24 protein-coding genes, 1 tRNA gene and 1 pseudogene are annotated in these 20,858 nt (G+C 57.5%); 16 read left to right on the top strand and 10 right to left on the bottom strand.

Annotation, left to right across the window (positions count from 1 at the left end; all coding sequences use genetic code 11):
• The first annotated feature begins 66 nt into the window (after nucleotides 1–66).
• The 7 genes from tmk to CAter10_RS12185 all read left to right on the top strand — a co-directional run bounded on the left by tmk (nucleotide 67) and on the right by CAter10_RS12185 (nucleotide 4,978).
• The gene (gene tmk / locus CAter10_RS12215) at nucleotides 67–690 is read left to right on the top strand and encodes a dTMP kinase (RefSeq protein WP_061533619.1); all 624 of its coding nucleotides are present in this window, start codon (nucleotides 67–69) and stop codon (nucleotides 688–690) included.
• A 69-nt stretch (nucleotides 691–759) separates the two neighbouring features.
• The gene (locus CAter10_RS12210) at nucleotides 760–1,803 is read left to right on the top strand and encodes a DNA polymerase III subunit delta' (protein ID WP_061533618.1); all 1,044 of its coding nucleotides are present in this window, start codon (nucleotides 760–762) and stop codon (nucleotides 1,801–1,803) included.
• Between the two features lie 17 nt (nucleotides 1,804–1,820).
• Nucleotides 1,821–2,201, top strand: a complete 381-nt coding sequence (locus CAter10_RS12205; protein ID WP_061535318.1) for a PilZ domain-containing protein — start codon at nucleotides 1,821–1,823, stop codon at nucleotides 2,199–2,201.
• Between the two features lie 33 nt (nucleotides 2,202–2,234).
• The gene (locus CAter10_RS12200; protein ID WP_061533617.1) at nucleotides 2,235–2,732 is read left to right on the top strand and encodes a GNAT family N-acetyltransferase; all 498 of its coding nucleotides are present in this window, start codon (nucleotides 2,235–2,237) and stop codon (nucleotides 2,730–2,732) included.
• Nucleotides 2,733–2,951: 219 nt separating this feature from the next.
• The gene (rdgB, locus tag CAter10_RS12195) at nucleotides 2,952–3,536 is read left to right on the top strand and encodes an RdgB/HAM1 family non-canonical purine NTP pyrophosphatase (RefSeq protein ID WP_061533616.1); all 585 of its coding nucleotides are present in this window, start codon (nucleotides 2,952–2,954) and stop codon (nucleotides 3,534–3,536) included.
• A complete protein-coding gene (gene hemW, locus CAter10_RS12190; RefSeq protein WP_061533615.1) occupies nucleotides 3,533–4,795 on the top strand; it encodes a radical SAM family heme chaperone HemW in 1,263 nt (420 codons plus the stop codon). Before rdgB ends, hemW begins: the two co-directional genes overlap by 4 nt.
• Nucleotides 4,796–4,888: 93 nt before the next feature.
• Nucleotides 4,889–4,978: transfer RNA gene (locus tag CAter10_RS12185), tRNA-Ser, on the top strand.
• 88 nt (nucleotides 4,979–5,066) lie between these two features.
• Here CAter10_RS12185 and CAter10_RS12180 read toward each other — a convergent pair.
• On the bottom strand, nucleotides 5,067–6,185 hold the full coding sequence (locus tag CAter10_RS12180; protein ID WP_164840445.1) for an NHL repeat-containing protein: 1,119 nt from the start codon (nucleotides 6,183–6,185) through the stop codon (nucleotides 5,067–5,069).
• 408 nt (nucleotides 6,186–6,593) lie between these two features.
• On the opposite strand from CAter10_RS12180, the gene CAter10_RS12175 reads away from it, so the two are divergent.
• Nucleotides 6,594–8,090 (top strand): MORN repeat-containing protein, encoded by a 1,497-nt coding sequence (locus CAter10_RS12175; protein ID WP_082797891.1) that lies wholly within the window; start codon nucleotides 6,594–6,596, stop codon nucleotides 8,088–8,090.
• Complete coding sequence (locus CAter10_RS12170) at nucleotides 8,090–8,488, top strand: C13 family peptidase (protein WP_061533612.1); 399 nt, start codon at nucleotides 8,090–8,092, stop codon at nucleotides 8,486–8,488. The genes CAter10_RS12175 and CAter10_RS12170 overlap by 1 nt, the downstream gene beginning before the upstream one ends.
• Before the next feature lie 34 nt (nucleotides 8,489–8,522).
• On the opposite strand, the gene CAter10_RS12165 is transcribed toward CAter10_RS12170, so the two are convergent.
• From CAter10_RS12165 to CAter10_RS12150, 4 genes are all read right to left on the bottom strand, one after another.
• Entirely contained in the window at nucleotides 8,523–10,277 is a 1,755-nt protein-coding gene (locus CAter10_RS12165; protein WP_061533611.1) for a chloride channel protein, read from the bottom strand.
• Nucleotides 10,278–10,295: 18 nt separating this feature from the next.
• On the bottom strand, nucleotides 10,296–10,709 hold the full coding sequence (locus CAter10_RS12160) for a MarR family winged helix-turn-helix transcriptional regulator (protein WP_061533610.1): 414 nt from the start codon (nucleotides 10,707–10,709) through the stop codon (nucleotides 10,296–10,298).
• A 173-nt stretch (nucleotides 10,710–10,882) separates the two neighbouring features.
• Nucleotides 10,883–11,224, bottom strand: coding sequence for a cupredoxin domain-containing protein (locus CAter10_RS12155; protein WP_236905334.1), 342 nt, complete (start codon nucleotides 11,222–11,224; stop codon nucleotides 10,883–10,885).
• Complete coding sequence (locus CAter10_RS12150) at nucleotides 11,221–12,126, bottom strand: metallophosphoesterase family protein (RefSeq protein ID WP_061533609.1); 906 nt, start codon at nucleotides 12,124–12,126, stop codon at nucleotides 11,221–11,223. The genes CAter10_RS12155 and CAter10_RS12150 overlap by 4 nt, the downstream gene beginning before the upstream one ends.
• A 154-nt stretch (nucleotides 12,127–12,280) precedes the next feature.
• Here CAter10_RS12150 and CAter10_RS12145 point away from each other — a divergent pair, with 154 nt between their 5' ends.
• From CAter10_RS12145 to CAter10_RS12115, 6 genes and pseudogenes are all read left to right on the top strand, one after another.
• Complete coding sequence (locus tag CAter10_RS12145) at nucleotides 12,281–12,826, top strand: sigma-70 family RNA polymerase sigma factor (RefSeq protein WP_061533608.1); 546 nt, start codon at nucleotides 12,281–12,283, stop codon at nucleotides 12,824–12,826.
• A gap of 2 nt (nucleotides 12,827–12,828) precedes the next feature.
• Entirely contained in the window at nucleotides 12,829–13,608 is a 780-nt protein-coding gene (locus tag CAter10_RS12140) for an anti-sigma factor family protein (RefSeq protein ID WP_164840486.1), read from the top strand.
• 375 nt (nucleotides 13,609–13,983) lie between these two features.
• On the top strand, nucleotides 13,984–14,328 hold the full coding sequence (locus tag CAter10_RS23625; protein ID WP_236905333.1) for a hypothetical protein: 345 nt from the start codon (nucleotides 13,984–13,986) through the stop codon (nucleotides 14,326–14,328).
• A gap of 471 nt (nucleotides 14,329–14,799) precedes the next feature.
• Entirely contained in the window at nucleotides 14,800–14,985 is a 186-nt protein-coding gene (locus CAter10_RS12125; RefSeq protein ID WP_061533605.1) for a hypothetical protein, read from the top strand.
• Nucleotides 14,986–15,064: 79 nt separating this feature from the next.
• The gene (locus CAter10_RS12120; protein WP_061533604.1) at nucleotides 15,065–15,289 is read left to right on the top strand and encodes a hypothetical protein; all 225 of its coding nucleotides are present in this window, start codon (nucleotides 15,065–15,067) and stop codon (nucleotides 15,287–15,289) included.
• 153 nt (nucleotides 15,290–15,442) lie between these two features.
• A pseudogene (locus CAter10_RS12115) lies at nucleotides 15,443–16,056 on the top strand (glutathione S-transferase).
• A gap of 47 nt (nucleotides 16,057–16,103) precedes the next feature.
• On the opposite strand, the gene CAter10_RS22860 reads toward CAter10_RS12115, so the two are convergent.
• From CAter10_RS22860 to CAter10_RS12105, 3 genes are all read right to left on the bottom strand, one after another.
• On the bottom strand, nucleotides 16,104–16,247 hold the full coding sequence (locus CAter10_RS22860) for a hypothetical protein (protein ID WP_156477114.1): 144 nt from the start codon (nucleotides 16,245–16,247) through the stop codon (nucleotides 16,104–16,106).
• A 23-nt stretch (nucleotides 16,248–16,270) separates the two neighbouring features.
• Nucleotides 16,271–16,600, bottom strand: a complete 330-nt coding sequence (locus tag CAter10_RS12110) for a hypothetical protein (protein ID WP_128083062.1) — start codon at nucleotides 16,598–16,600, stop codon at nucleotides 16,271–16,273.
• Nucleotides 16,601–16,902: 302 nt separating this feature from the next.
• Complete coding sequence (locus CAter10_RS12105; protein ID WP_061535317.1) at nucleotides 16,903–18,297, bottom strand: MFS transporter; 1,395 nt, start codon at nucleotides 18,295–18,297, stop codon at nucleotides 16,903–16,905.
• A gap of 194 nt (nucleotides 18,298–18,491) precedes the next feature.
• On the opposite strand from CAter10_RS12105, the gene CAter10_RS12100 reads away from it, so the two are divergent.
• Nucleotides 18,492–19,409: a LysR family transcriptional regulator gene (locus tag CAter10_RS12100; RefSeq protein WP_061533602.1), complete on the top strand. Its 918-nt coding sequence runs from the start codon at nucleotides 18,492–18,494 to the stop codon at nucleotides 19,407–19,409.
• Nucleotides 19,410–19,450: 41 nt separating this feature from the next.
• Here the strand turns inward: CAter10_RS12100 and CAter10_RS23955 are convergent, their stop codons facing one another.
• Both CAter10_RS23955 and CAter10_RS23950 read right to left on the bottom strand, forming a co-directional pair.
• A complete protein-coding gene (locus tag CAter10_RS23955; protein WP_250637118.1) occupies nucleotides 19,451–20,293 on the bottom strand; it encodes a DUF945 family protein in 843 nt (280 codons plus the stop codon).
• Nucleotides 20,278–20,841: a DUF945 family protein gene (locus CAter10_RS23950; protein WP_061533600.1), complete on the bottom strand. Its 564-nt coding sequence runs from the start codon at nucleotides 20,839–20,841 to the stop codon at nucleotides 20,278–20,280. Before CAter10_RS23950 ends, CAter10_RS23955 begins: the two co-directional genes overlap by 16 nt.
• Nucleotides 20,842–20,858 lie beyond the last annotated feature (17 nt).

Here is a 20,858-nt window from a genome sequence, read left to right as displayed (position 1 = left end):
CGATAATTGCAAGATTGCATCGCGGAATCATCCCGTTGATTTTTTAAAGAACACATAGGCAACGCAATGGCATCAGGAAAGTTCATTACATTCGAAGGCATCGACGGCGCCGGCAAATCGACCCATATCGGTTTCGTCGCAGACTTGCTGCGCTCGCGCGGGCTGAATGTCGTCACCACGCGCGAACCCGGCGGGACGGCGCTAGGCGAGGCCTTGCGCGAAGTGCTGCTGCATCAGAAGATGCATCTGGAAACCGAGGCGATGCTGATGTTCGCCGCTCGCCGCGAACATCTGGCGCAAGTCATCGAGCCGGCGCTGGCGCGCGGCGATTGGGTGATTTCAGATCGTTTCACCGACGCCACCTTTGCCTACCAGGGCGGTGGTCGGCAATTGCCGCTGGCAAAACTGGAGGCACTGGAGCAGTGGGTGCATCCGCATCTGCAACCGGACCTGACCCTGCTGTTTGATGTGCCGCTGGAAGTGGCGCGCATGCGTCTCGATGCGACGCGCACACTGGACAAGTTTGAACAAGAAAAGGCCGACTTCTTCGCCGCCACGCGCGCTGAATATTTGCGCCGCGCGGCGCAGTTTCCTCAACGTTTCCGCATCATCGATGCCACCCGGACGATTCCCGAGATCCAGCAGGAGCTGGCGCAGATCATCGCCGCACTACAAGGACCGGCGGCCTGATGCGCCGACGAATCAATTACTGCGCCATGACAATTACGTCGACCATGTCCATCAGCGAAACATACATCAATGAGTAACTCTTTGTTCCCGTGGCAGGAAGGCGTCTGGCAGCAGCTGCAGCAAATGCGGGCGCGCCTGCCGCACGCTATCCTGTTTCATGGCGCTGAAGGCATCGGCAAGACGGTTTTTGCGGAACAGTTCGCGCAGTCGTTGCTGTGCGAGCAGCCGCAGGCCGATGGCCATGCTTGTGGTACTTGTGGTTCCTGCGGCTGGTTCGTCCAATACAACCATCCAGATTACCGCCGGGTGCGTCCGGAAATTCTCGATGGCGACGAAGCCGGGGAGGGTGATGATGGCGAGGCGGGCGACGGCAAGAAGAGCGCCAAGGCGACCAAGGCGCCGTCCAAGGAAATCAAGATCGACCAGGTCCGGGCCTTGTCCGGTTTCATGAATATCTCGACGCATCGGCAGGGCCAGCGGGTGGTATTGTTGTATCCGGCCGAGGCTTTGAATACGGCCTCTGCCAATGCCTTGCTGAAAACGCTGGAAGAGCCGCCGCCGAATACCGTGTTCCTGTTGTGTTCCAACAGCCTGGATCGCTTGCTGCCGACCATCCTGTCGCGTTGCCGCAAGTTTGCCATGCCGCTGCCTTCGCCGGCAGAGGCGCTGTCCTGGCTGCGCCAGCAGGGCTTGAAAGAAGCCGATGCGAATGCTTTGCTGGCGGAGCAGGGCGGCGCGCCGTTGACGGCTTACGCGCAATCGCAGAGCGACGGTCGTGAACTGATCGACGAATTCCTGGAGCATTTGACCCGGCCCGGCATCGATGGCGCCTTGAAATGTGCGGAACATTTGCAGAAAACGCCGGTTGTCGAGTTGGTGGCCTGGCAGCAGCGCTGGCTGTATGACCTGTTTTCTTTCAAAATGTCCGGCACAATCCGGTATTATCCCCGTTATGAGAAAGCGCTTGCAGCGCTGGCCGCCAAGGTTGAAACTGGCGCCTTGCTGCGGGCCTTGAAGGCGACCGGCGAGCGTCGGGCGATTGCGGAGCATCCGCTCTCGGCGCGGCTCTTCATTGAAGAGATGCTGCTTGATTACGCCGCTATGTTTGCTTGAATATTGAAAGGATCAAGATGGCAGAAAACTCGATAAGCACGCCCGAGCCGGTCAAGCTGGCCAGGCCGTCGGTGTTGTCCCTGGTGATCAAGGAAAAATCGGCGCTGTATGCGGCTTACATGCCGTTCCTGACGAACGGCGGTATCTTCGTGCCGACCAACAAGACCTATCGCATTGGCGACGAGATCTACCTGATCCTGAGCTTGATGGATGACGCCGCCAAGTATCCGATCGCGGCCCGGGTCGCATGGATCACACCGAAGAACGCCAATAACAACAAGGCGCAAGGTGTCGGCGTGCATTTCCCTGACGACGACAGCGGCCAGCGCCTGCGCAAGCGTATCGAAGAGGTGCTGGGCTCTGCATTGGGATCGGCGCGGCCAACGCATACTTACTAAGACCAAGATTCATCCAGTTTCGGAACACAGCATATGGATTACAGCTTTAGATTGGCAAACCAGCAGGATCTGCCGGCAATTGTCGCCATTTATAACAGCACGGTCGCTTCGCGCGAAGTGACCGCCGATACCGAGCCGGTTTCGGTCGAATCGCGCCAGGCCTGGTTCGATCATCACAATCCCGAGCGCCGACCGCTATGGGTGGTGGAGCAGGATGGCGCCATCCTCGGCTGGTTGTCGTATTCCGATTTCTACGGTCGCCCGGCTTATGCGGGCACTGCCGAGTTGTCGATCTATCTCCACGAAGATGCGCGCGGTAAAGGCCTTGGTCGTTACCTGCTGGGGCAAGCCATCGACCATGCACCGGCCATCGGCGTGCATACCTTGCTTGGTTTCGTGTTCGGCCATAACCAGCCCAGCCTGAAATTGTTCGATGCCTTCGGTTTCGAGCGTTGGGCCAATATGCCCCGGGTTGCTACCTTGGACGGCATTGAGCGCGATCTGGTGATCCTCGGCAAGCGCGTCGCGTAACTGTCGATCTGCTCCAAAATAACGGGGAGGCTGACGCCGAACCCGGCGTTGGCTCCCCTCCGGTTTCAATCAATTTGCCTATTTGCGTCCATTTGTTGTTGGTTTGATTACTTTATGGCGCCATGGCGCTGTTTCTTCAGGTCGACATCGTCCCGATCCGGCGGTAATCGCCATCCGGTGCTAAAGTACCGCCTTTCCCCAATTTGCTTCGAGTTGCCCATGTCACGCACCTTGGTTCTGGCCTCCAATAACGCCGGTAAATTAAAAGAATTCGGCCAATTGCTGGCGCAGATCGATTTCGACGTTCGTCCGCAGGGCGAATTCGAGGTGCCTGAGGCGGAAGAGCCGTATCTGACCTTTGTCGAAAATGCATTGACCAAGGCGCGCCACGCATCGCGCCTGACCGGTCTGCCGGCACTGGCCGATGACTCCGGCGTGTGCGTCAACGCGCTGGGCGGCGCCCCCGGCGTCTTGTCGGCGCGATATGCCGGCGAGCCGAAATCTGACGCTGAGAACAATCGCAAGCTGGTTGCCGATCTGGCGCCGCATGCCGATAAATCGGCCTATTATTACTGTGTGCTGGTGTTTGTGCGTCATGCCGATGATCCGCAACCGGTGATTGCCGATGGCCGCTGGAACGGCGTCATCATCGATACGCCGCGCGGTGAGGGCGGGTTCGGCTACGATCCGTATTTCCTGCTGCCTGAGCAGAATAAAACCGCGGCTGAATTCAGCGCCGCCGAAAAGAATGCGATTTCGCACCGCGGCCAGGCGCTGCGTGCACTGGTAGAAAAGTTGCGATGATTCCTATCAAACCTATCGGCATGCCGGGCCAAGCCAAGAGCCAGCCAGCAGACAAGCCATCCGCTGCGGCCCAGGCCGCGCTGGCCTATCTGCAACCAGGCGCATTGAGCCTCAGCGCGTTGCCGCCGCTGTCGCTATATATCCACTTTCCTTGGTGCGTCAAAAAGTGTCCGTATTGCGATTTCAATTCGCATGAAGCGAAGGGCGATGGCGGCTTTCCTGAAGAAGAATACCTGGCTGCGCTGCGAGCCGACCTGGAAGCGGCGCTGCCGCTGATCTGGGGCCGCAAGATCTATACGATCTTCATCGGCGGCGGTACGCCCAGCCTGATGTCGGCGGCAGGGCTGGATCGGCTGATGTCGGATGTACGCTCGTTGTTGCCGCTGGACGGCGCGGCGGAAATTACGATGGAAGCCAATCCAGGCACCTTCGAAGCGGAAAAATTCAAGTCGTATCGGCAAAGCGGCATCAACCGCCTGTCGATCGGCATCCAGAGTTTCAACGCCCGCCATCTGCAGGCGCTGGGACGTATCCACGATGATGGCGAGGCGCGTCGCGCGGTCGAGATCGCGCATTCGACTTTCGACAATTTCAATCTCGACCTGATGTATGCGCTGCCGTCGCAAACTCTGGAAGAGGCGCGGCAAGATGTCGCCACCGCGATCGGTTTCGCGCCGCCGCACCTGTCGCTTTACCATTTGACGCTGGAGCCGAATACCTATTTCGCCAAGTACCCGCCAGTAGTGCCGGACGACGACGCCAGCGCCGAAATGCAGGACATGATCAGCGCCCAGACCGGCGCCGCGGGCTACGGACACTACGAAGTGTCAGCCTACGCCCAGCCTGGCCGCCAGGCGCGCCACAACCTCAATTACTGGCAATTCGGCGACTATCTCGGCATCGGCGCCGGCGCCCATTCCAAGCTGTCTTTCCCGCATCGCGTAATCCGCCAGATGCGCTACAAGCAGCCCAAGGCTTACCTGGAACATAGCCGCTTGGGCAATGTGGTGCAGGAAGAGGTAGAAATCGGCCGCGACGATCTCGGCTTCGAATTCATGCTCAATGCGCTGCGCTTGAATAATGGTTTTGAAGTCAACCAGTTCAGTGAGCGCACCGGCCTGGCGCTGAACGTCATCGAGAAATCGCTGAACCAGGCCGAAGCCAAGGGGCTGCTGTATCGCGATCACAAAATCATCCGCCCGACCGAGTTGGGACGGCGTTTCCTGAATGATTTGCAGCAAATGTTCCTGTTGGATTGAGCCGTTTGCGGGCTCTCTTCAGTAGAAAACGCAATAAAATCCGCGCCCAATCTCGTTAAATTCTTGCAAATTGGGTATAATGGCGGCCTTCCCGGAAGGTTGGCAGAGCGGTTGAATGCACCAGTCTTGAAAACTGGCGAGGTGTTAAAGCCTTCGTGAGTTCGAATCTCACACCTTCCGCCAGAACATCATAAAACCCTTGATTTCATTATGAATTCAAGGGTTTTTTGTTTTTCATTGTCGAATACCCGGGCGCGCGGCTGCAATTGCATTAGAAGTTAAACAGGCACAAGCATTGCGACGAGCCATCGCCTCGCAACAAGGTACTCACCAGCCCGCTGGTCGTGATTTTGCGGATCACATTGTTGACGGTGTCTGCAACGTACATATTATTTGCCGCATCGGTGGCGATGCCCATGGGCTGGTCGAAACGTGCGTTGCTGCCGGTGCCATCCGTATAGCCGGAGATTCCCGCTGTACCGGCGATGGTATTGACCACGCCGGACATGGAGACATTGCGAATCAGCTGGTTGCCGGTGTCCGTCACCCGTATATTGCCGGCACTGTCGACCGCGATGCCGATCGGCTGGTTGAAGCGGGCGCGCTGGCCGCTGCCGTCGCTGTTACCTGCGACGTCACCTGCCAGGGTGCTGACATCGCCCGTCTGGGTCAGCTTGCGGATCGTGTTGTTATTCGTGTCGGCAATGTACAGATTGGCCGAGGTGTCGATTGCGATGCCATGCGGCTGATTGAATTGCGCACCGCTTCCGTTGCCGTCGCTGTTCCCGGCAAAACCCGGCGTGCCGGCGATGGTGCTTACTAGGCCCGTAGTGGTGATCTTGCGGATCGCGTTGTTACCAGTATCAGCGACATACAGATTGCCGGCCGCGTCGAGCGTAATCCCCCAAGGCTGGTTGAAACGTGCGTTCCCTGTGCTGCCGTCGTCGCGTCCGGCCTGGCCGGGGCTACCGGCCAGTGTCGAGATGAAGCCTGCGGACGAGATCTTGCGGATCGTATTGTTTTGCGTATCGGCCACGTACAGGTTGCCGGCCAGATCGATCGCGATGCCGTTGGGCTCGCTGAACCGCGCCTGTTGCGCCGTGCCGTCCTTGTTGCCCGCATTGCCGGCGCTGCCGGCCACGGTGGTCACTACGCCGGCGGCTGTTATTTTGCGGACGGTGTTGTTGCCGGTATCGCTGACAAACAGATTGCCGGCCAGATCGGTGGCGATCCCCGCGGGCTGGTTGAAGCTGGCGTTACCGCTACTACCTTCGCTGCTCCCCGCCTTGGTATTGTCGATAGTGGTGCAACTTGGCTGGCTGCTGCGGCAGCATGCAGTCAGCATTAAGGCAAACAGGCACAAAGAGAGTCGGGCGGATAATTTATTCAATTGCATTTGATTTCTGATGGGTCCGGTTCTTGAGGTGGGACAGCACGCGTCGAAGCGTGCATGCAACATGACAAATCGATATGGGGATATTACCGGATTTCGAATATTTCTCGATGGAAATGCGCGCGTGCATCAAGATTCTGCGATTCGCTCGGCAGAGTCGCGAAAGCTGTTTGATGCCACGCCTTGAAAGTGAAAGTTGATATTGATTAGCCAAAATATTGACTGGCGTGATTGGGGGGAGGTTTTTCGGTATTCAAATTTCCATGTCGATTTGCAACGTTCGTGATAAATTTCCGTTCTGCAATTTGTATCGAATTGTATCGCCGTCTTCTGGAATGGGCACTTGCTCAATCTGTTCGGCTTGTTTCATTTAAATCACAACGAGATTCTGGGGGATGGCTGCATATGCTCAATAACGTCACCGTAGTTAAATGCGAAAGAGTGCTCGTTGCTGCAGCGCTTGCAGCCGTATTCGCCTGTTCTCCATCGTCAACGCTCGCCGTTCAAGTTGCGGCCGCAACAGTTCCCGACGCAATCACGCCGGATGGTGGCCGGTACTTTGGCCAACTGGTGGATGGAAAGCTGCAGGCACAAGGCAGGATCGAATGGGCTAACGGCGCCTGGTACGAAGGTGAGTTCGACAAAGGGTTATTGTCCGGAAAAGGTAAATACCGATGGACTAACGGTACTTACTATGAGGGCACTCTCAAGGACGGCATGCTGACCGGCCAGGGGCGCATGGTCGAGCCGGAGGGCGCGGTTTATGTCGGTCAGTTCGCCAATGACCAATTCAACGGTCAGGGACGATACCAGCTGGCCGACGGCAGCGTGTATGAAGGCGGTTTCGTCGACGGCTTGTACGATGGAAACGGCAAGTGGCGCGGGCATGGCGAAGAATATGTCGGGGCTTTTCACAAGGGAAAGTACAACGGTCATGGCGAACTCACGTACGAGAACGGCCGTAAATTCACGGGTGAATTCGTGGATGGCATGTATCAGGGAAGAGGCCGTTATGAGTTGCCGGACGGGCAGTTCTATGAAGGCGACTTTGACAAGGATAAGTTCACCGGCAATGGCGTCCACGGCTACAAAAGCGGCGTGCTGCACACCGGTGATTTCGTCAATTGGCTAGCAGAAGGCGCCGGCACGCTTTCCAGTCCACAAGGGGATATGTATCAAGGTACTTTTGTCAAAGGCGAACTGGTCGGCAAAGGAACCTTTATCGGCAAGGATGGCAGCCGCTACGAAGGCGAGTTCAAAGGCAGCAAGTTTCACGGGCAGGGTACCTACAGGGACGTCGGGGGCAACGAATACGTAGGCAGTTTCAAGTACGGCGTGTATGACGGTGAGGGTGTTTTTACCTACGCCGAGGCGCAAGAGGATGGTCGCACCAAGGATAGTGGTACGTGGCGCTATGGACAGTTCGAGGATAAGGCCGCCTTGCGGAACATTCAGGAAAACGTCGAAACAGCCATCTATCGTCAGCGGGCTTTGCTCGACAAGACTTTGGCTGGGCTGGCGCCGCATGAGCCTGGCAAGATCAATCTGTATTTGCTGGCGATAGGCGGCGACGGTTCGCAAGAGGTGTTTCATCGCGAGACCGATTTTGTCCGCCAGCAGTTCGACCGTGACTACGGTACCGAGGGGCGTTCGGTGGCCTTGATCAACAGTCGCAAAACAGTATCTGAGGTGCCGATGGCGACCTTGACCAGCATCCGCGAAAGCGTGTCTGCCATTGCTGCCCGGATGGACAAGGAAAACGACATCCTGTTTCTGTTCCTTACCAGCCATGGATCAAAGGATCATGAATTCAAGCTGGACCAGAACGGCATGGATTACGCGGTCTCGAAGCAAAGGAGCTGGGGAAAATACTGGCCGAGTCGGGGATTCGCTGGAAAGTAGTGGTGGTGTCGGCCTGCTATGCGGGCGGCTTCATCGATCCCCTCAAGGATGAACACACGATGGTCATGACAGCCGCACGCCGCGACCGGACTTCCTTCGGCTGCGCCGACGACCGCGATTTCACTTACTTCGGCAAGGCGTTCTTCGAGCGTTCCTTGCCTGGCAGCCGTTCTTTCGGTGATGCTTTCGACAAGGCCAAGGCACTTGTCGCGACCTGGGAAACGGAAGATTTCAAGGATGCCAAGGAACCCGGAGAAGTGACCCATTCGGAACCTCAAATCTATCGTGGAGCGTTGATCGACGCCTATCTAAAAAAATGGCAGGCGCAGAAGAAGCCGACGCTGGCGGCGAAAGATGTGAAGCAGCAATCAAGCGCGCAGCTAGCTGACGAAAAATAGCTGCGCAGCTAGCTCGCAAAGCCTGAAAACCGATCTAGCTTATCAGCCGCTCACGCTTCTGTTCTTCATCAAAGAACAAGCGTGACGGCTTGATCAGGTCGCTGCGGCTGATAATTCCGATCAGGCGCCGACTTTCCAGATCGCTGACCACAGGCAGCCGTTCCAGATGATGGCTGGCCATCCTTGCCGCTGCGATGCGGCAGGTTTCGGACGGCAGCGCCATCAGTGCTGAGGATGGCGTCTGGTGTACGGGACTGAACAAGGTCGTCAACGGATTGCTACCGTCGACCCGTGGACCGAAACTGCTGCGCTCGACCATGCCCAGCAGGCGCTGTTCCTCGTCAACTACCGGATAGCATCGGTGCGCTTGCTGCGTGCCGAAATAGCGCTCAAGGACTTCCGCGATAGCCAGGTTGGCCGGAATTGCCGTTACGGTATGGCTCATCACTTCATCGACATGCTGGCGCTCCAATGGATCGACACCGTATTCGCGGTAGATGTGATAGCCGCGCCGGGCGATTTTCTCGGTCATGATCGAGCGCTTCATGGTGAGCACGGTAAAGCCATAGGCGACACCGGTGGTGAGCAGTAGCGGCAGCAGGGCGTTGGTGTCGTGTGTCAAGCCGAACGCGAATACTGCCGCGGTAAGCGGCGCGCCCAGCACGCCGGCCAACACTGCCGCCATACATACCAACGGCCACAAATGCGCGTCGCCGCCCGGTAGCCAAGGCGCCAACACCGTCCCTAATCCGGCGCCGATGATCAGCAACGGCGCCAGCACACCGCCGGAGGTGCCGGAGCCGAGCGCGATGACCCAGATCACTGCCTTGACCAACAACAGCCCCAGGACCAGTTGCAAGGCCAGATTTCCATTGAGCAGATCGCCGATGACGTCGTAGCCGACGCCGAGCGCACGCGGTTCGAGATAACCGCCGATGCCGACTGCGATGCCGCCCAGCGCCGGCCACCACATCCAGTGGATCGGCAATTTTCCGAACATGTCTTCGACTTTGTACAACGCAGTCGACATTAGTGCCGACAACGCGCCACCGAGAATGCCGGCAATGACACAGGAAAAGAGCGCACTGACGCCGACTTCCGATGTCTGCAGTGGGAACAGCGGGCCGCTTTCCAGCAACAAAGGTCGGGTAAAACCTGCGACCGCGCAGGCCACGATGACTGGCAGCAAGCTGCGCGGGCGCAATTCGAATAGCAGCAGTTCCACTGCCAGTAGCACGGCCGCCACCGGTGTGCCGAACACCGCGGTCATGCCGGCCGCAGCGCCGGCCACCAGCAAGGTCTTGCGCTCAGCTGCGGTCAGGTGGAAGTGCTGTGCAATCAGTGAACCGATGGCGCCGCCGGTCATGATGATCGGGCCCTCGGCGCCAAACGGTCCGCCGCTGCCGATCACGATGCCGGACGACAGCGGCTTGAGCACAGCGACCTTGGCCGACATCTTGCTCTTGCCGAACAGGATCGCTTCGATCGCTTCCGGGATGCCGTGTCCGCGGATCTTGTCCGAGCCGAAGCGGGCAATCAGGCCGACGATCAGGCCACCCAGCACCGGCAGGGCAATGACCCAGGCGCCGAGATGGTTATCGGCCGGCGAATGCGCAGCGAAGGAGACGGATTGGTAGAAAAACAGATTGGTGAACATCCTGATCAGATTGAGCAGTACGAATGCCGCCAGCGTGCCGCAGCCGCCGATGATGACGGCGATCAATGCAATCTTGAGCAGGCGAGTGTTGGCAGCGAAGTCGCGTTTGTGCAGATTGTGGTGGGATGACATGGCGAGGTTGATGGGTATTCAGGTATTGATGGTCGGCACGCGGAAAATGTCGCTTAGTGTGTTCAGTTCGGCGTGATGCAGTTCAGCCAGCTTGGCCAAGCAGCGCTCGCCGGCCGGCAACAGGTGGACGTTGACTTGCCGCCGATCGACCTCGCTGGGCTGGCGCTTGACCAGCTTCAGCTTCTCGCAGCGCGACACCAATGCCACCACGCCGTGATGCTGTGATTGCAAACGTTCGGCCAGCTCGCCGATGCTGGCCCAGTCCCGATCCGGGAAGCCTTTGACGTGCAACAGCAGCAAGTATTGCTGAGGTGTGACGCCTTCCGCCTGCGCAGCGTCTTCGCTGAATCTCAGGAATTTTCGGAGTTGGTAGCGGAACGCGGACAGGGCTTCGAAATCCTGTTTGGTTAGCGCGGAGGATGGTTTTGGCATCTGATAATCGGCTTGCGGTAAAAAACGGGTTGTACGTCTGTGGTGCGCAAATATATCACAACATGATATATATTTCTGCGGAACAGAAATGCCGAAGGAAAATGCGAACGAAAAAAAGCCCTGTTGAATCAGGGCTTTGGGTCCTAGTTATCAGGTAACCTGGATGACGCCACTCATGTTTTCATGCCGGAGCCGCAAAATACATCGCAATGAAATGGAAATTCGCCGGCCTTGTCGGGCGTGAAGCGCAGGCGCGATGTGGTTCCCGGAACGATATCGGTACGCAACGCAAAATCTGGCAGGTTGAAACCCATGACGACATCTTGCGTGGTGAACTCTAATGTCACCGGGACATTCTTTTTCAGATGGATTTCGCCGGGAGTGAAATCAAATTTCTTTGCCACCACCTTGATTACCCGTTCCTGCGATTGCGCGCCCACGGCAGCAGCGACACCGCCCAGCCCGCCTGCGAGTGCACCGGCCAGCAACAGGCGCCGTTTGTGATTGGTATTCATGCTCCCTCCTTTTTGACCGGCAATTCAATCAATTCATATTCTGCTTTCGGCACTTCGGCGACGACTTCGCGGAAACCGAGGCCGCGGTATGGATAGGCATCGTCCCAGGGCAGCGGGGTGCGCTTCGGTTGCGAACCGGGCGCCGGTAGCGGAAAGATCAGCGACTTCGCAGCGTGATGCGCTATGTGGCCGGTCATATGGTGGTTTTCTTGATGGATATGGCCGTAGAACACGGTCACGTTGGCATGCGGCATCAGCAGATCGACTGCCTTGGCGCCATCGCGCGTCGCCCAATCCCATTGCGGGTAGAGGTCGAATAGCGGTCGGTGCGTGAAGACGACAATCCTGGCGTCTGCCGCTTGTTGCGCCAGATCGGCGGCGAGCCAAGCGAGTTGTTCTTCACCGATGGCGCCGGTCGGATCGGAAACATTGTCGATCACGATGAAATGTACGCCCTTGTGATCGAAGGTGTAGTGCGTCTTGCCGAAGAACTCCTGATAGGCTTCACCATGGTCGAGCGACGCATCGTGCTCGCCGGGCATGAAGTGGACAGTCTTGACCTTGAGCGCGCCGACAATTTCCTTGAATTCAGCCAGCCTCTTGCGCCGCTCTTGCGGATCGTCCGTGGTGTGGGTCAGGTCGCCGGTGAAGACAACGAAATCCGGTTGCTGCTCCAGGCTGTTCACGGCAGCAACTGCCTTTTTCAAGGTGCCGTGGGCATCGGGATTGGGTGCTCCTTCAAATCCCCAGTGGCTGTCCGATAGCTGAATGAAGAAAAAGTCTTCATTGGCCGCTCCCGGTTTGGCCGCTGCGCTGGCCCAGCCGCTCAGCCCGGACACGTAGATGGCGCCACCCAGGCCGGCCAGCCTGAGGAAACTGCGCCGATTGATGTGATTGTCCATGACCCCTCCATAGTAGGTTGAACCGGTCAGTTGACCGATACCATCCCATACCGGTGTAACCTGTCGTTTATTCCCGATTTCAGAGAAGGCAGCTTTTCGGGAATAAAATTCGCGTGGTAGCGGTCTCGTGTGCATGGAACCTGGAAACGCCTGAATGATCGAATCAACAAAAACAAAGCGCTTTCAAGCAGTGGTGCTGCCGCACCTGAACTCGGCATTCAACCTGGCCTGCTGGCTCACGCATAGCCGCCAGGACGCGGAGGATGTTGTGCAGGAGGCTTACTTGCGCGCCTTCAAGTTTTTCGATGGCTTCCATGGCGAAGATGGCCGTGCCTGGCTGCTGACGATTGTGCGCAATACGTTCTACAACTGGTATCAGGAGAATCATTCTCAGCACCGGGGGCCGCTGTTCGACGAGGAGTTCCACAGTTTCGAGCAGACAGGTGCCGCTGCGCTGGCGCGTGCCGACGATAATCCGGAGCATCTGCTGATGCAGAAGGACAGCGAACGGTTGTTGCAGCAAGCGCTTGGGGCGTTGCCGCTGGAATTTAGAGAGGTGATGGTGATGCGTGAACTGGAAGAGCTGTCCTACAAGCAAATCGCCGCTATCGTGGGAATTCCCATCGGCACGGTCATGTCGCGCCTTGGGCGCGGACGCAGATTGCTGGCGCAGATCCTTGCGCCCGCGGATCGGGAGTGATGATGGACCACAAGGAAGCCTTGGAGCTGATGCCGGCCTATGTCGATATGGAGCTTGGCATCGTCGAGACATTGGCCATGGAACGCCATCTGGATGGTTGCGATGATTGCCGCCGGGAATATGCGGCGCAGCGCATCATCAGCGAACGCTTCAAGAAGGAAGTGGCGTATTTCGATGCCCCTGCGCATCTGGCTGCGCGCATCAATGCTGCCTTGCCGCCGGATGATCGTCCGCAACCGTCGCGACGCTTTAACTGGCTTCGCCTCAACGGGGCCATCAACTGGTCAATGCCCGTCGCGGTAATGGCGACCGTGTTGGCGCTGGCCGGGAGCGTCGGCATGTATCTTAGCGTGCCCTCGGCCGATGACAGGCTGGTGGAGGAGGTGATTGCAAGTCATGTGCGTTCATTGCAGGTCGATCATTTGTCGGATGTGGCATCGACCGATCAGCACACCGTGAAGCCTTGGTTCAACGGCAAGCTGAATTTTGCACCGCCGGTCGTTGACCTGGCACAACAGGGATTTCCGCTGATCGGCGGCCGTCTCGATTATCTCGACGGCAAGCCTGTAGCCGCACTCATCTACCGTCGTCAGCAACACCCCATCAATCTCTACATCTGGCCTAGCACCGGCAAGGATGTCGCTCCTCAGCAGCAGAATTTCCGGGGTTATCACATGGTGCGCTGGACTTGGGATGGCATGGAGTACTGGACAGTGTCCGACCTGGCCGCCAACGACCTGAAGAGTTTTGCGGAGTCTATACGCTCGAGGGTGCGTCAGTAAGCAAAACATCCCGCCTCTAGGGCGCGATAGGGCAGATTGTCGTAATGTTTTCTTAAAACCAATATTTATTTCCAGGAAGAACTAGTGTCATCTTGTAAATTAGGTACAATTCGTGCCGCGCATCAATCGCAAGATATTTATCTCACTACCTGGAAATTTTGATGAAAAAACTAATCCTGATTGGCCTGTTGAGTTATGGCGCGGCAGCGTTTGCCGATGGTGGCAATACGCTACTGGAAGTTCCTGTCACCTATCATCCCGATGCCGGCGTGGTAGCCAAGGTGAAGGAAGAGTGCCAGATCGAAAGCATGTTGTCGCATCGCGTTGGCCCGGTGCTGGCGAAAATGAATAAAGCCGGCGACGGCACCATTCCAAGTGGAAGCGATACCGCCGGGCAAATCTGTTGCGCCTGCAAATCACCCACGTACTGGGCGTCGGCGGCGGTGCCTGGAGCGGCCGAAAGCCATTACCGTCAATGCCGATTTGCTGGATGCCAGCGGCAAGGTCATTCGGCATACCAAGATCAATCGCTGGTCGATGGGCGGCATGTTCGGCGGCTTCAAGGGAACCTGCTCGATCCTCGACCGCAGCGCTGCCGCGATCGGCAAGGATTTGAGCCGCTGGGTGCGCGATCCGTCCTACCAGATCGTCGAAGAAGCTGCGCCGAAGGAAGCCGAAGCGGCGCCAACAACTGAAGCGACACCGGAAAAAGTGCAGTAATCACGATCTGTTAACGCTACCATCCCGCGCGTTGGCGCATGAAAGCAAAGCCCTGATCATGTCAGGGCTTTTTTTCGTTTACAAGGGGGGCAGGCAGCAACAAAGAAATAACATTTCGGGGTTTGACAGATGCTCAGCGATGGACAACAGTGAATGAGGCTGGTGCCGCGGCAGCTTGCGACAACTTGCCTGCCTGTCCCGAAGAAGATCCTGCGGACAGGCAACCAACTGCCAAATTTGACAGTTCAGCAGGAACCACCAAAAAGCGTAATATCGATCAGATCATAAGGGCTGGCTGGACTGGCGTGCCATCGTCGTTGCTGCTATTGCGACTGCTTTGGACATGCCATTTTTTTCCGCGCATCGGCTGCGGCAAGTGGGGTTACTTTTCCTTGCAATAACGGGGAAAACAATACTTTCAGGCATGCGACGATGGCCCTTCCTTTTCAACGCTAGATTAAGGAGACAGTAATGGTAAGGCTTAATGATGCGACCGTCATTTTTAAAGGACTGGCTTACGAGTTCGACAGCACTGGCGAGGCGGTCGAGTTCAAGAAATGCCTGGAAGCGGGCGGTGATCCGAAGCAGTATGCGGATACGTTCAAATGCATTGATATCTACTCCGCTCCCAGCAAGCGCGAGCCGCAAGAAGCATGATGCAATTGCGCGCTGTTCCGGACGGTATCGAGTCGAACCGTGGTGGAGTAATCGAGTTTGAATTCTTATTGCTAAAGTTATGCCGTTCGCTGCGCAATGCGAGTATGGGAATTTCAGGTACACGCCGAAAATCAGCGTGCACGTCAACGGCACGTTCGGCGTGGTGATCGTCATCGTCGCAAACTCAGGCCCGGATCGGGCAATTGAACAAACGTTTGAACCGCCAGTTGCGACGGTTAGCGCAGCCGAGGCGCTCTATCTCGGTGATGAATGGGCGCGGATCTGGATCGATTCGCAAAGCTAGACGGCGCAAGGCCAGCAAAGTGCATCTATGCACGTCGGTGCCAAATCATCCTGGTATTTTCATGCTAGGATTTCCCTCTGATAAATTTGACCAGGCGATGGCGTCCGACAAGCGTTTGACGCATACCGGTCCTATATAACCAAAGGGAAAAACATGCAGCTCATCGGTATGCTCGATTCACCTTACGTTCGCCGTGTCGCGATATCTTTGCAACTGCTTGGCATTCCGTTCGAGCATCGTTCTATTTCGGTGTTCAGCACCTTCGAACAATTCCGCCAAATCAATCCTGTGGTCAAAGCGCCTTCGCTGGTATGCGACGATGGCGAGGTGTTAATGGAATCCAGCCTGATCCTGGATTATGCCGAAGCGCTGGCTGCGCCGCGCAAGAGCCTGATGCCCGCCGCTATTGGCGAGCGCCAGCATGTATTGCGCGTGATCGGCCTGTCGCTGGCGGCTTGCGAGAAGAGTGTGCAGATTGTTTATGAGCGCAACCTGCGGCCGGCCGAGAAACAACACGAACCTTGGGTTGATCGCGTGCAGGGCAGTTGTTTGCCGCCTATCAGGCTCTGGAGCAGGAACTGCGCAGCAAGCCTTTGGCAGTGGACAGCAACAACATCAATCAAGCTGGTGTATCAGTTGCGGTGGCGTGGCAGTTCACGCAGATGATGCTGCCGGGCTTAGTCAAGGTTGCAGATCATCCGTTGCTGCAGGCATTTTCCGAGCAAGCCGAGCAATTGGCGGAGTTTGTCGCCGCGCCTCCCGTTTGAGGCTACGGTCACACCAGTTTTAGCAAAAATAATCGGCGGCTCACGCCTCATTTGGAATGCGAGCCGCCAATCATGCCGCCGGTATCATCGCACCATGCTGGCCGGACATCGGGATCGTCGCACTTCAGGTTTGGAAACGCGCAGCCCGTCAGCAGCGAAATGATGGCAAGTATTCCCAATGCTGTTTTCATAGAAGCCGCCCGTCGATGTGGATTCAGTTCATCATGCGGCATTGCCGCAGTTCACACTTGTAGATCTGCTGCTGGCCATCCTGGCAACTGACTTGGTAGGTTTCGGCGCCGCTGGTCTTGGCGATCAGTGTCGCGCCAGTTGCCGGCGTGCAGGCGTTTTTCCTCGCCATGCGTTCCACCAGATCCGATAACTCGCCGTTTTTCCGACCGCCCGATTGCGGCGGCATGTCAACGATCTGTTCGGATGGGTCGAGCGATTCAGACAGCGATACCGGCGCTTCCTGTTGTACCGGTGCGCTGCTGCGCGGAGGCGGGGTATAGCTGCTGCGCATGCTGGATTGTGGCGGTTGCATGACGCAGCCGGCCAGAATCATTGTGGCGAAAAACGGGGCCAGAAATGGAAGTGAACGTAGAGGTGGATTTTCATGCGTCTCCCAAGAAGAAAAACATCAGGTTGGACCGAGACCGTGGTGAGAAAGGTGATATCTCAAATGTATCATCTTTCAGACGTTATTCAAATTCCGCTGTAAGTTAAAGGCCTGTGGCGGCGTCAACGAAATCCACAAGCCGACAACAACGCAATCAAGGTCCATCCTGGTGTGACGGGGACACAGTTACCGATATGCACGCAATGCATGCCGGGACTTTTTCTATCTTATTTGGCCGGTCCACTGATGAAACGCCAGACCAGCAGCGCCGCCGCGCAATACGATAATCCGATGACGCTGAAGGCAAATGGCATGCGGCTATCCCAGGTCGTGACGGCATGCAGGATACTGCCGACAATGGCGACGCCGACCAGCGCGCCGATCTGACGATTGGCGTTCAATGCTGCGGCCGCGCTGTTGGCGTGACTGCGTCCGGCGACTTGCATGACGGTGGTCGTCATCGCCGGAATCGCGATGCCGACGCCCCAGTTGGCGATGGCTACGCCCAGCGCGAACAGTGGGTAGGGCGTGTGCGACGTGGTGGTGGTCAGCACGACAGCCATCAAGGTCGCCAGCAGCAAGCCGCCGAGCATCGGTACACGGGTACCCCAGCGCACGGTGATGCGACCCGACAGCAGATTCCCGAAAGAGAACACCGCCATCATCGGCAACAACTGCATGCCGGTGTGCAGCGCATCGCTGCCGCGTGCTTGCTGCAGGTACAGGCTGAGCAGGAACAACTGGCCGAAGACACCGAAATTGATCAGGAAGCCGATCAGGTTGGAAGCGGCAAAGCGCGGCGTGGCGAACAGTGCGCGCGGTAGCAGTGGCTCGGCGCCGCGTCGTTCGCGCTGCACCAGGGCGCCGGCGGCAATCAGCAACACAGCTGCCGCCGTCAGGATCGGCGCCGAGGTCCACCCATAAACCGGGCCTTCGATCAGCGCGAAGCACAGGGCGGCCAGCGCGGTAATGCCCAACGCATGGCTGAAAATGGTCAATGCACGCCAGTGTTTAGGGGCGGCGGGAATCAGCATGTGCGCCATGAACATGCCGAGCAGCCCGACCGGAACGTTGATCAGGAATACGCTGCGCCAGCCGAAGCGGTCGACCAGTATGCCACCCACCAGCGGCCCCATTGCTGCCGCCACCGCTACGATGGCGGACCAGGTGCCGAGCATGCGGGCGCGGACGCGATCGTCTTCATAAGCGTGGGTCAGCAAACTCAGCGAGCTCGGCATGAAGAGCGCCGAGCCGACGCCCTGCAGCATGCGGGCGGCGATCAGTGCATTACCGCTAGGGGCGGCGCCGCAAAACAAGGAACCAACCATGAACACTGCCAGGCCCGTCAGGTAGATCACCTTGGCGCCGTAGCGGTCGGCCAGCGCACCGCCAACCAGCAATAGTGCCGCAAACGTCAACGTGTAGCCATCGACCACCCAGACCAAGCCGCTGAGCGGCGTTGACAGGCTATGCGAAATGTCGGACAGGGCGACGTTGACGGCCGTCACATCCAGCATCGCCATCACGAAACCGATAGCCAGCGTGATCAATGGCAGCAGGCCGGGCGTGGTGGGATGGGTGGCTGCGGACGGCTTGGCCGGAATGGGGCAGGGGGCGGACATGACGTATTTCTCCTGGATAGCTGGTGCGGCAGTGCGCCAAACCAGCATCATAGTGTCCGCCAGTGATGTAATAAAGCCGTATAATTTCGGCGCATAGATGCAAAAATGCATCATGCTTATTTTGTTTGCATCGCCGACATCAGCTGCGTCTACGAAACTTTCGACAAGCGCTGACAGGCAAGACTGGAAAGAACATGGATTGGGATAACGCCAGGATTTTCCTCGGCATTTATCGCGTCGGCACCCTGCGTGGCGCGGCAACTTTGCTGCAAGTCGACCAGGCTACCGTCGGGCGACGACTGGCCGCGATGGAGCAATCGCTCGGTGCGCGCCTGTTCTTGCGTACGCCCGCTGGCTATGTGCCGACCCCGGCCGGGGAATTGGCCTTTACCGCGGCGGAGCGTATGGAGCTGGCGGCCGATCAGCTGCAGCGGCAGATGCAGGGCATCGACGATCGCCTCTGCGGCGTGGTGCGGGTAGCGGCCACCGACACTATGGCCAAGCACTATCTGTTCCTTGCGTTGCAGCGCCTGCGCGCATTGCATCCCGATATCCGGGTGGTAATGAGTACTTCCACCCAGTTATCGAACCTGACCCGGCGTGAAGCGGACCTGGCGGTACGCACCTTGCGTCCCAGCAGTCCGGATCTGATTTCGCGTCACCTGACGCGACGCGAAGTGGGTTTGTACGCCTCTAAAAGTTATCTGAAGACGCACGGCGAACCGCAACCCGATACGGCGCTGGCTGGACACGATTTGGTGATCTATCAGAGCAGTATTTCGCCATCCCAGAGTGAGGCCTTGTGCGGCGAGTCGATAGGGAACGCGCGCGTTGCGCTGGAAGTCAATTCCGGCCTGATGCTGATTGAGGGAGTGCGCGCAGGGCTTGGTATTGGCGAGTTGCCGATCCACATGGCCGATCTCGATCCGCAACTTGTGCGCATCTGGCCGCACCGCACTGAAGCGTATGATGTCTGGTTGGTATTGCATGGCGACCTGAACCGCACGGCGCGGGTGCGTGCGGTGGCGGATGCAATCGTCGAGGTGTACACCGAAAACGATGAAAGCCTAAAAAACGACGCACCTGAGAAAAGCCCCGCCGGGTTGCAATAACCGGGCAGGGCTGATTTTCGTCTTTCTTCGGCAAGTCGGAGTTACATGATGCGCTTGCCGTTGATGGCGACACCTTGCGGACCGAATGTCGATTCCAGCGACAATTGCTTGCCGTCGTCCTTGATATAGCCTTGGTCGACATACATCTTCAACTGGTTTTCCTTCATTTGCCGCTGGGCGGGCGCTGCGGCATTTTTCTGTTCGAATGCATTGAGGAACACGTCACGCGCGAGCGTCAGCGAACCTTTGCCGGAAATTCTTTCCTTCAGCAGCGCCATCACGTTGTCGCCCTTCAACGCGTCCGGCGCCAGGCCTTTACCATCCAGGTTGACCTCAAAGTTGCCGGCTACGTCGCCGTTAGGTGTCTTCAGGCTGAGGCGATCGATGCGGAAGCCTGGCGAGCTGGCGACCAGTTCGCCAGCGTGCTGCATCAGCACGGCCATATGCGCCTTTTGCTGGGCCAGCTTGGCGTCGGTGCTATCGTCACCCGCCGCTGCAACTGCGGCAGCATCTGCGCCGGCAGCTGGCTGGGTTTTTGCCATATCTTCATAGAACGCCTTGGAAGCTGCCTGGATTTTCAGCAGCGCATCCTTGTTCAGATTGAGGTAGGAAAAGTCGAAGTGGATGTCGTCGGCGACAACGCCATTGGCATCGCCGAACAGGCTCTTGTCGATCTTGGTCTGGTAGACCAGATCGAAATTGTTGCCGTGGTCTTTCAGGTCGGTATCCAAGACCAGGTTTTGCAGTTTCAGGAAGGCGTTACCGTTTCTGGTTGCCTCGACACTGTCCAGCTTGATGCGGCCGTCCTGTTTCCAGGTATCGGTGGCGCTCTTTTCATCCTTGTAGGTGCCGCTCAGATTGAGATTGCTCAGATTGACGTTGATCTGAGTGGCCGCAGTAGTGGCGCTGAGGGATGGCAGGTTGAGTTCGTATTTTGCGTTTCACCGCTTTTCCCATGGAAGTTCAAGTTCAGGTTTTTGCCAACGATATGCAGGCCTTCCTGGTTTTGCCAATTGATTTCCGGCGCAGCAACATTGGTCGACAGGCCGCCGAAGAACAGCTTGTCGGTGCTGGCGTCGAGCTTGACCGGCAACGGCGTTTCCACTCCCTTGTCATCGACCAGCGCAATTGTGTGCGTGATCTTGGCCCAACGGTAAAACGGAATGGCGAACTGATTGATCTGATGCGTTACCGCCAGGCGGATTGGCTGTGCACCCATTGAAATCGCATACTCGGTCTTGGCTGTCGACGAGAACCAGCCGCGCTGGAACGAGGCTAGCTTGGCACTGATCGGCAGGGAACTGGTGCTCAACCCGTCCTGATCGATTTTGCCTAGTTCGGCTTCGGCGCGCATGCCGACCAGACCCGGAACTACGGCAACCCACGCAAGTACGACGACGCTGACGGCGATGGCTATTTGAGAACGTTTCATATTTTTTGTAAAAGAGG

The organism is Collimonas arenae (assembly GCF_001584165.1).
Classification (GTDB): domain Bacteria; phylum Pseudomonadota; class Gammaproteobacteria; order Burkholderiales; family Burkholderiaceae_D; genus Collimonas; species Collimonas arenae.
Note: the sequence above shows the minus strand (reverse complement) of the source record. Positions and strands in the feature narration are given on the sequence as shown.

What these genes read in the sequence shown, in the direction of transcription:
- CAter10_RS12205 (WP_061535318.1), top strand. Translation starts at nt 1,821, where the DNA reads ATGGCAGAAAACTCGATAAGCACGCCCGAGCCGGTCAAGCTGGCCAGG.
- CAter10_RS12110 (WP_128083062.1), bottom strand. Translation starts at nt 16,600, where the DNA reads ATGCAACCGCCACAATCCAGCATGCGCAGCAGCTATACCCCGCCTCCG.
- CAter10_RS12150 (WP_061533609.1), bottom strand. Translation starts at nt 12,126, where the DNA reads ATGGACAATCACATCAATCGGCGCAGTTTCCTCAGGCTGGCCGGCCTG.
- hemW (WP_061533615.1), top strand. Translation starts at nt 3,533, where the DNA reads ATGATTCCTATCAAACCTATCGGCATGCCGGGCCAAGCCAAGAGCCAG.
- rdgB (WP_061533616.1), top strand. Translation starts at nt 2,952, where the DNA reads ATGTCACGCACCTTGGTTCTGGCCTCCAATAACGCCGGTAAATTAAAA.
- CAter10_RS12160 (WP_061533610.1), bottom strand. Translation starts at nt 10,709, where the DNA reads ATGCCAAAACCATCCTCCGCGCTAACCAAACAGGATTTCGAAGCCCTG.
- CAter10_RS12165 (WP_061533611.1), bottom strand. Translation starts at nt 10,277, where the DNA reads ATGTCATCCCACCACAATCTGCACAAACGCGACTTCGCTGCCAACACT.
- CAter10_RS12100 (WP_061533602.1), top strand. Translation starts at nt 18,492, where the DNA reads ATGGATTGGGATAACGCCAGGATTTTCCTCGGCATTTATCGCGTCGGC.
- CAter10_RS22860 (WP_156477114.1), bottom strand. Translation starts at nt 16,247, where the DNA reads ATGAAAACAGCATTGGGAATACTTGCCATCATTTCGCTGCTGACGGGC.
- CAter10_RS12210 (WP_061533618.1), top strand. Translation starts at nt 760, where the DNA reads ATGAGTAACTCTTTGTTCCCGTGGCAGGAAGGCGTCTGGCAGCAGCTG.
- CAter10_RS12175 (WP_082797891.1), top strand. Translation starts at nt 6,594, where the DNA reads ATGCTCAATAACGTCACCGTAGTTAAATGCGAAAGAGTGCTCGTTGCT.
- CAter10_RS12140 (WP_164840486.1), top strand. Translation starts at nt 12,829, where the DNA reads ATGGACCACAAGGAAGCCTTGGAGCTGATGCCGGCCTATGTCGATATG.
- CAter10_RS12105 (WP_061535317.1), bottom strand. Translation starts at nt 18,297, where the DNA reads ATGTCCGCCCCCTGCCCCATTCCGGCCAAGCCGTCCGCAGCCACCCAT.
- CAter10_RS12125 (WP_061533605.1), top strand. Translation starts at nt 14,800, where the DNA reads ATGGTAAGGCTTAATGATGCGACCGTCATTTTTAAAGGACTGGCTTAC.
- CAter10_RS12120 (WP_061533604.1), top strand. Translation starts at nt 15,065, where the DNA reads ATGCCGTTCGCTGCGCAATGCGAGTATGGGAATTTCAGGTACACGCCG.
- tmk (WP_061533619.1), top strand. Translation starts at nt 67, where the DNA reads ATGGCATCAGGAAAGTTCATTACATTCGAAGGCATCGACGGCGCCGGC.
- CAter10_RS23950 (WP_061533600.1), bottom strand. Translation starts at nt 20,841, where the DNA reads ATGAAACGTTCTCAAATAGCCATCGCCGTCAGCGTCGTCGTACTTGCG.
- CAter10_RS12155 (WP_236905334.1), bottom strand. Translation starts at nt 11,224, where the DNA reads ATGAATACCAATCACAAACGGCGCCTGTTGCTGGCCGGTGCACTCGCA.
- CAter10_RS12200 (WP_061533617.1), top strand. Translation starts at nt 2,235, where the DNA reads ATGGATTACAGCTTTAGATTGGCAAACCAGCAGGATCTGCCGGCAATT.
- CAter10_RS12145 (WP_061533608.1), top strand. Translation starts at nt 12,281, where the DNA reads ATGATCGAATCAACAAAAACAAAGCGCTTTCAAGCAGTGGTGCTGCCG.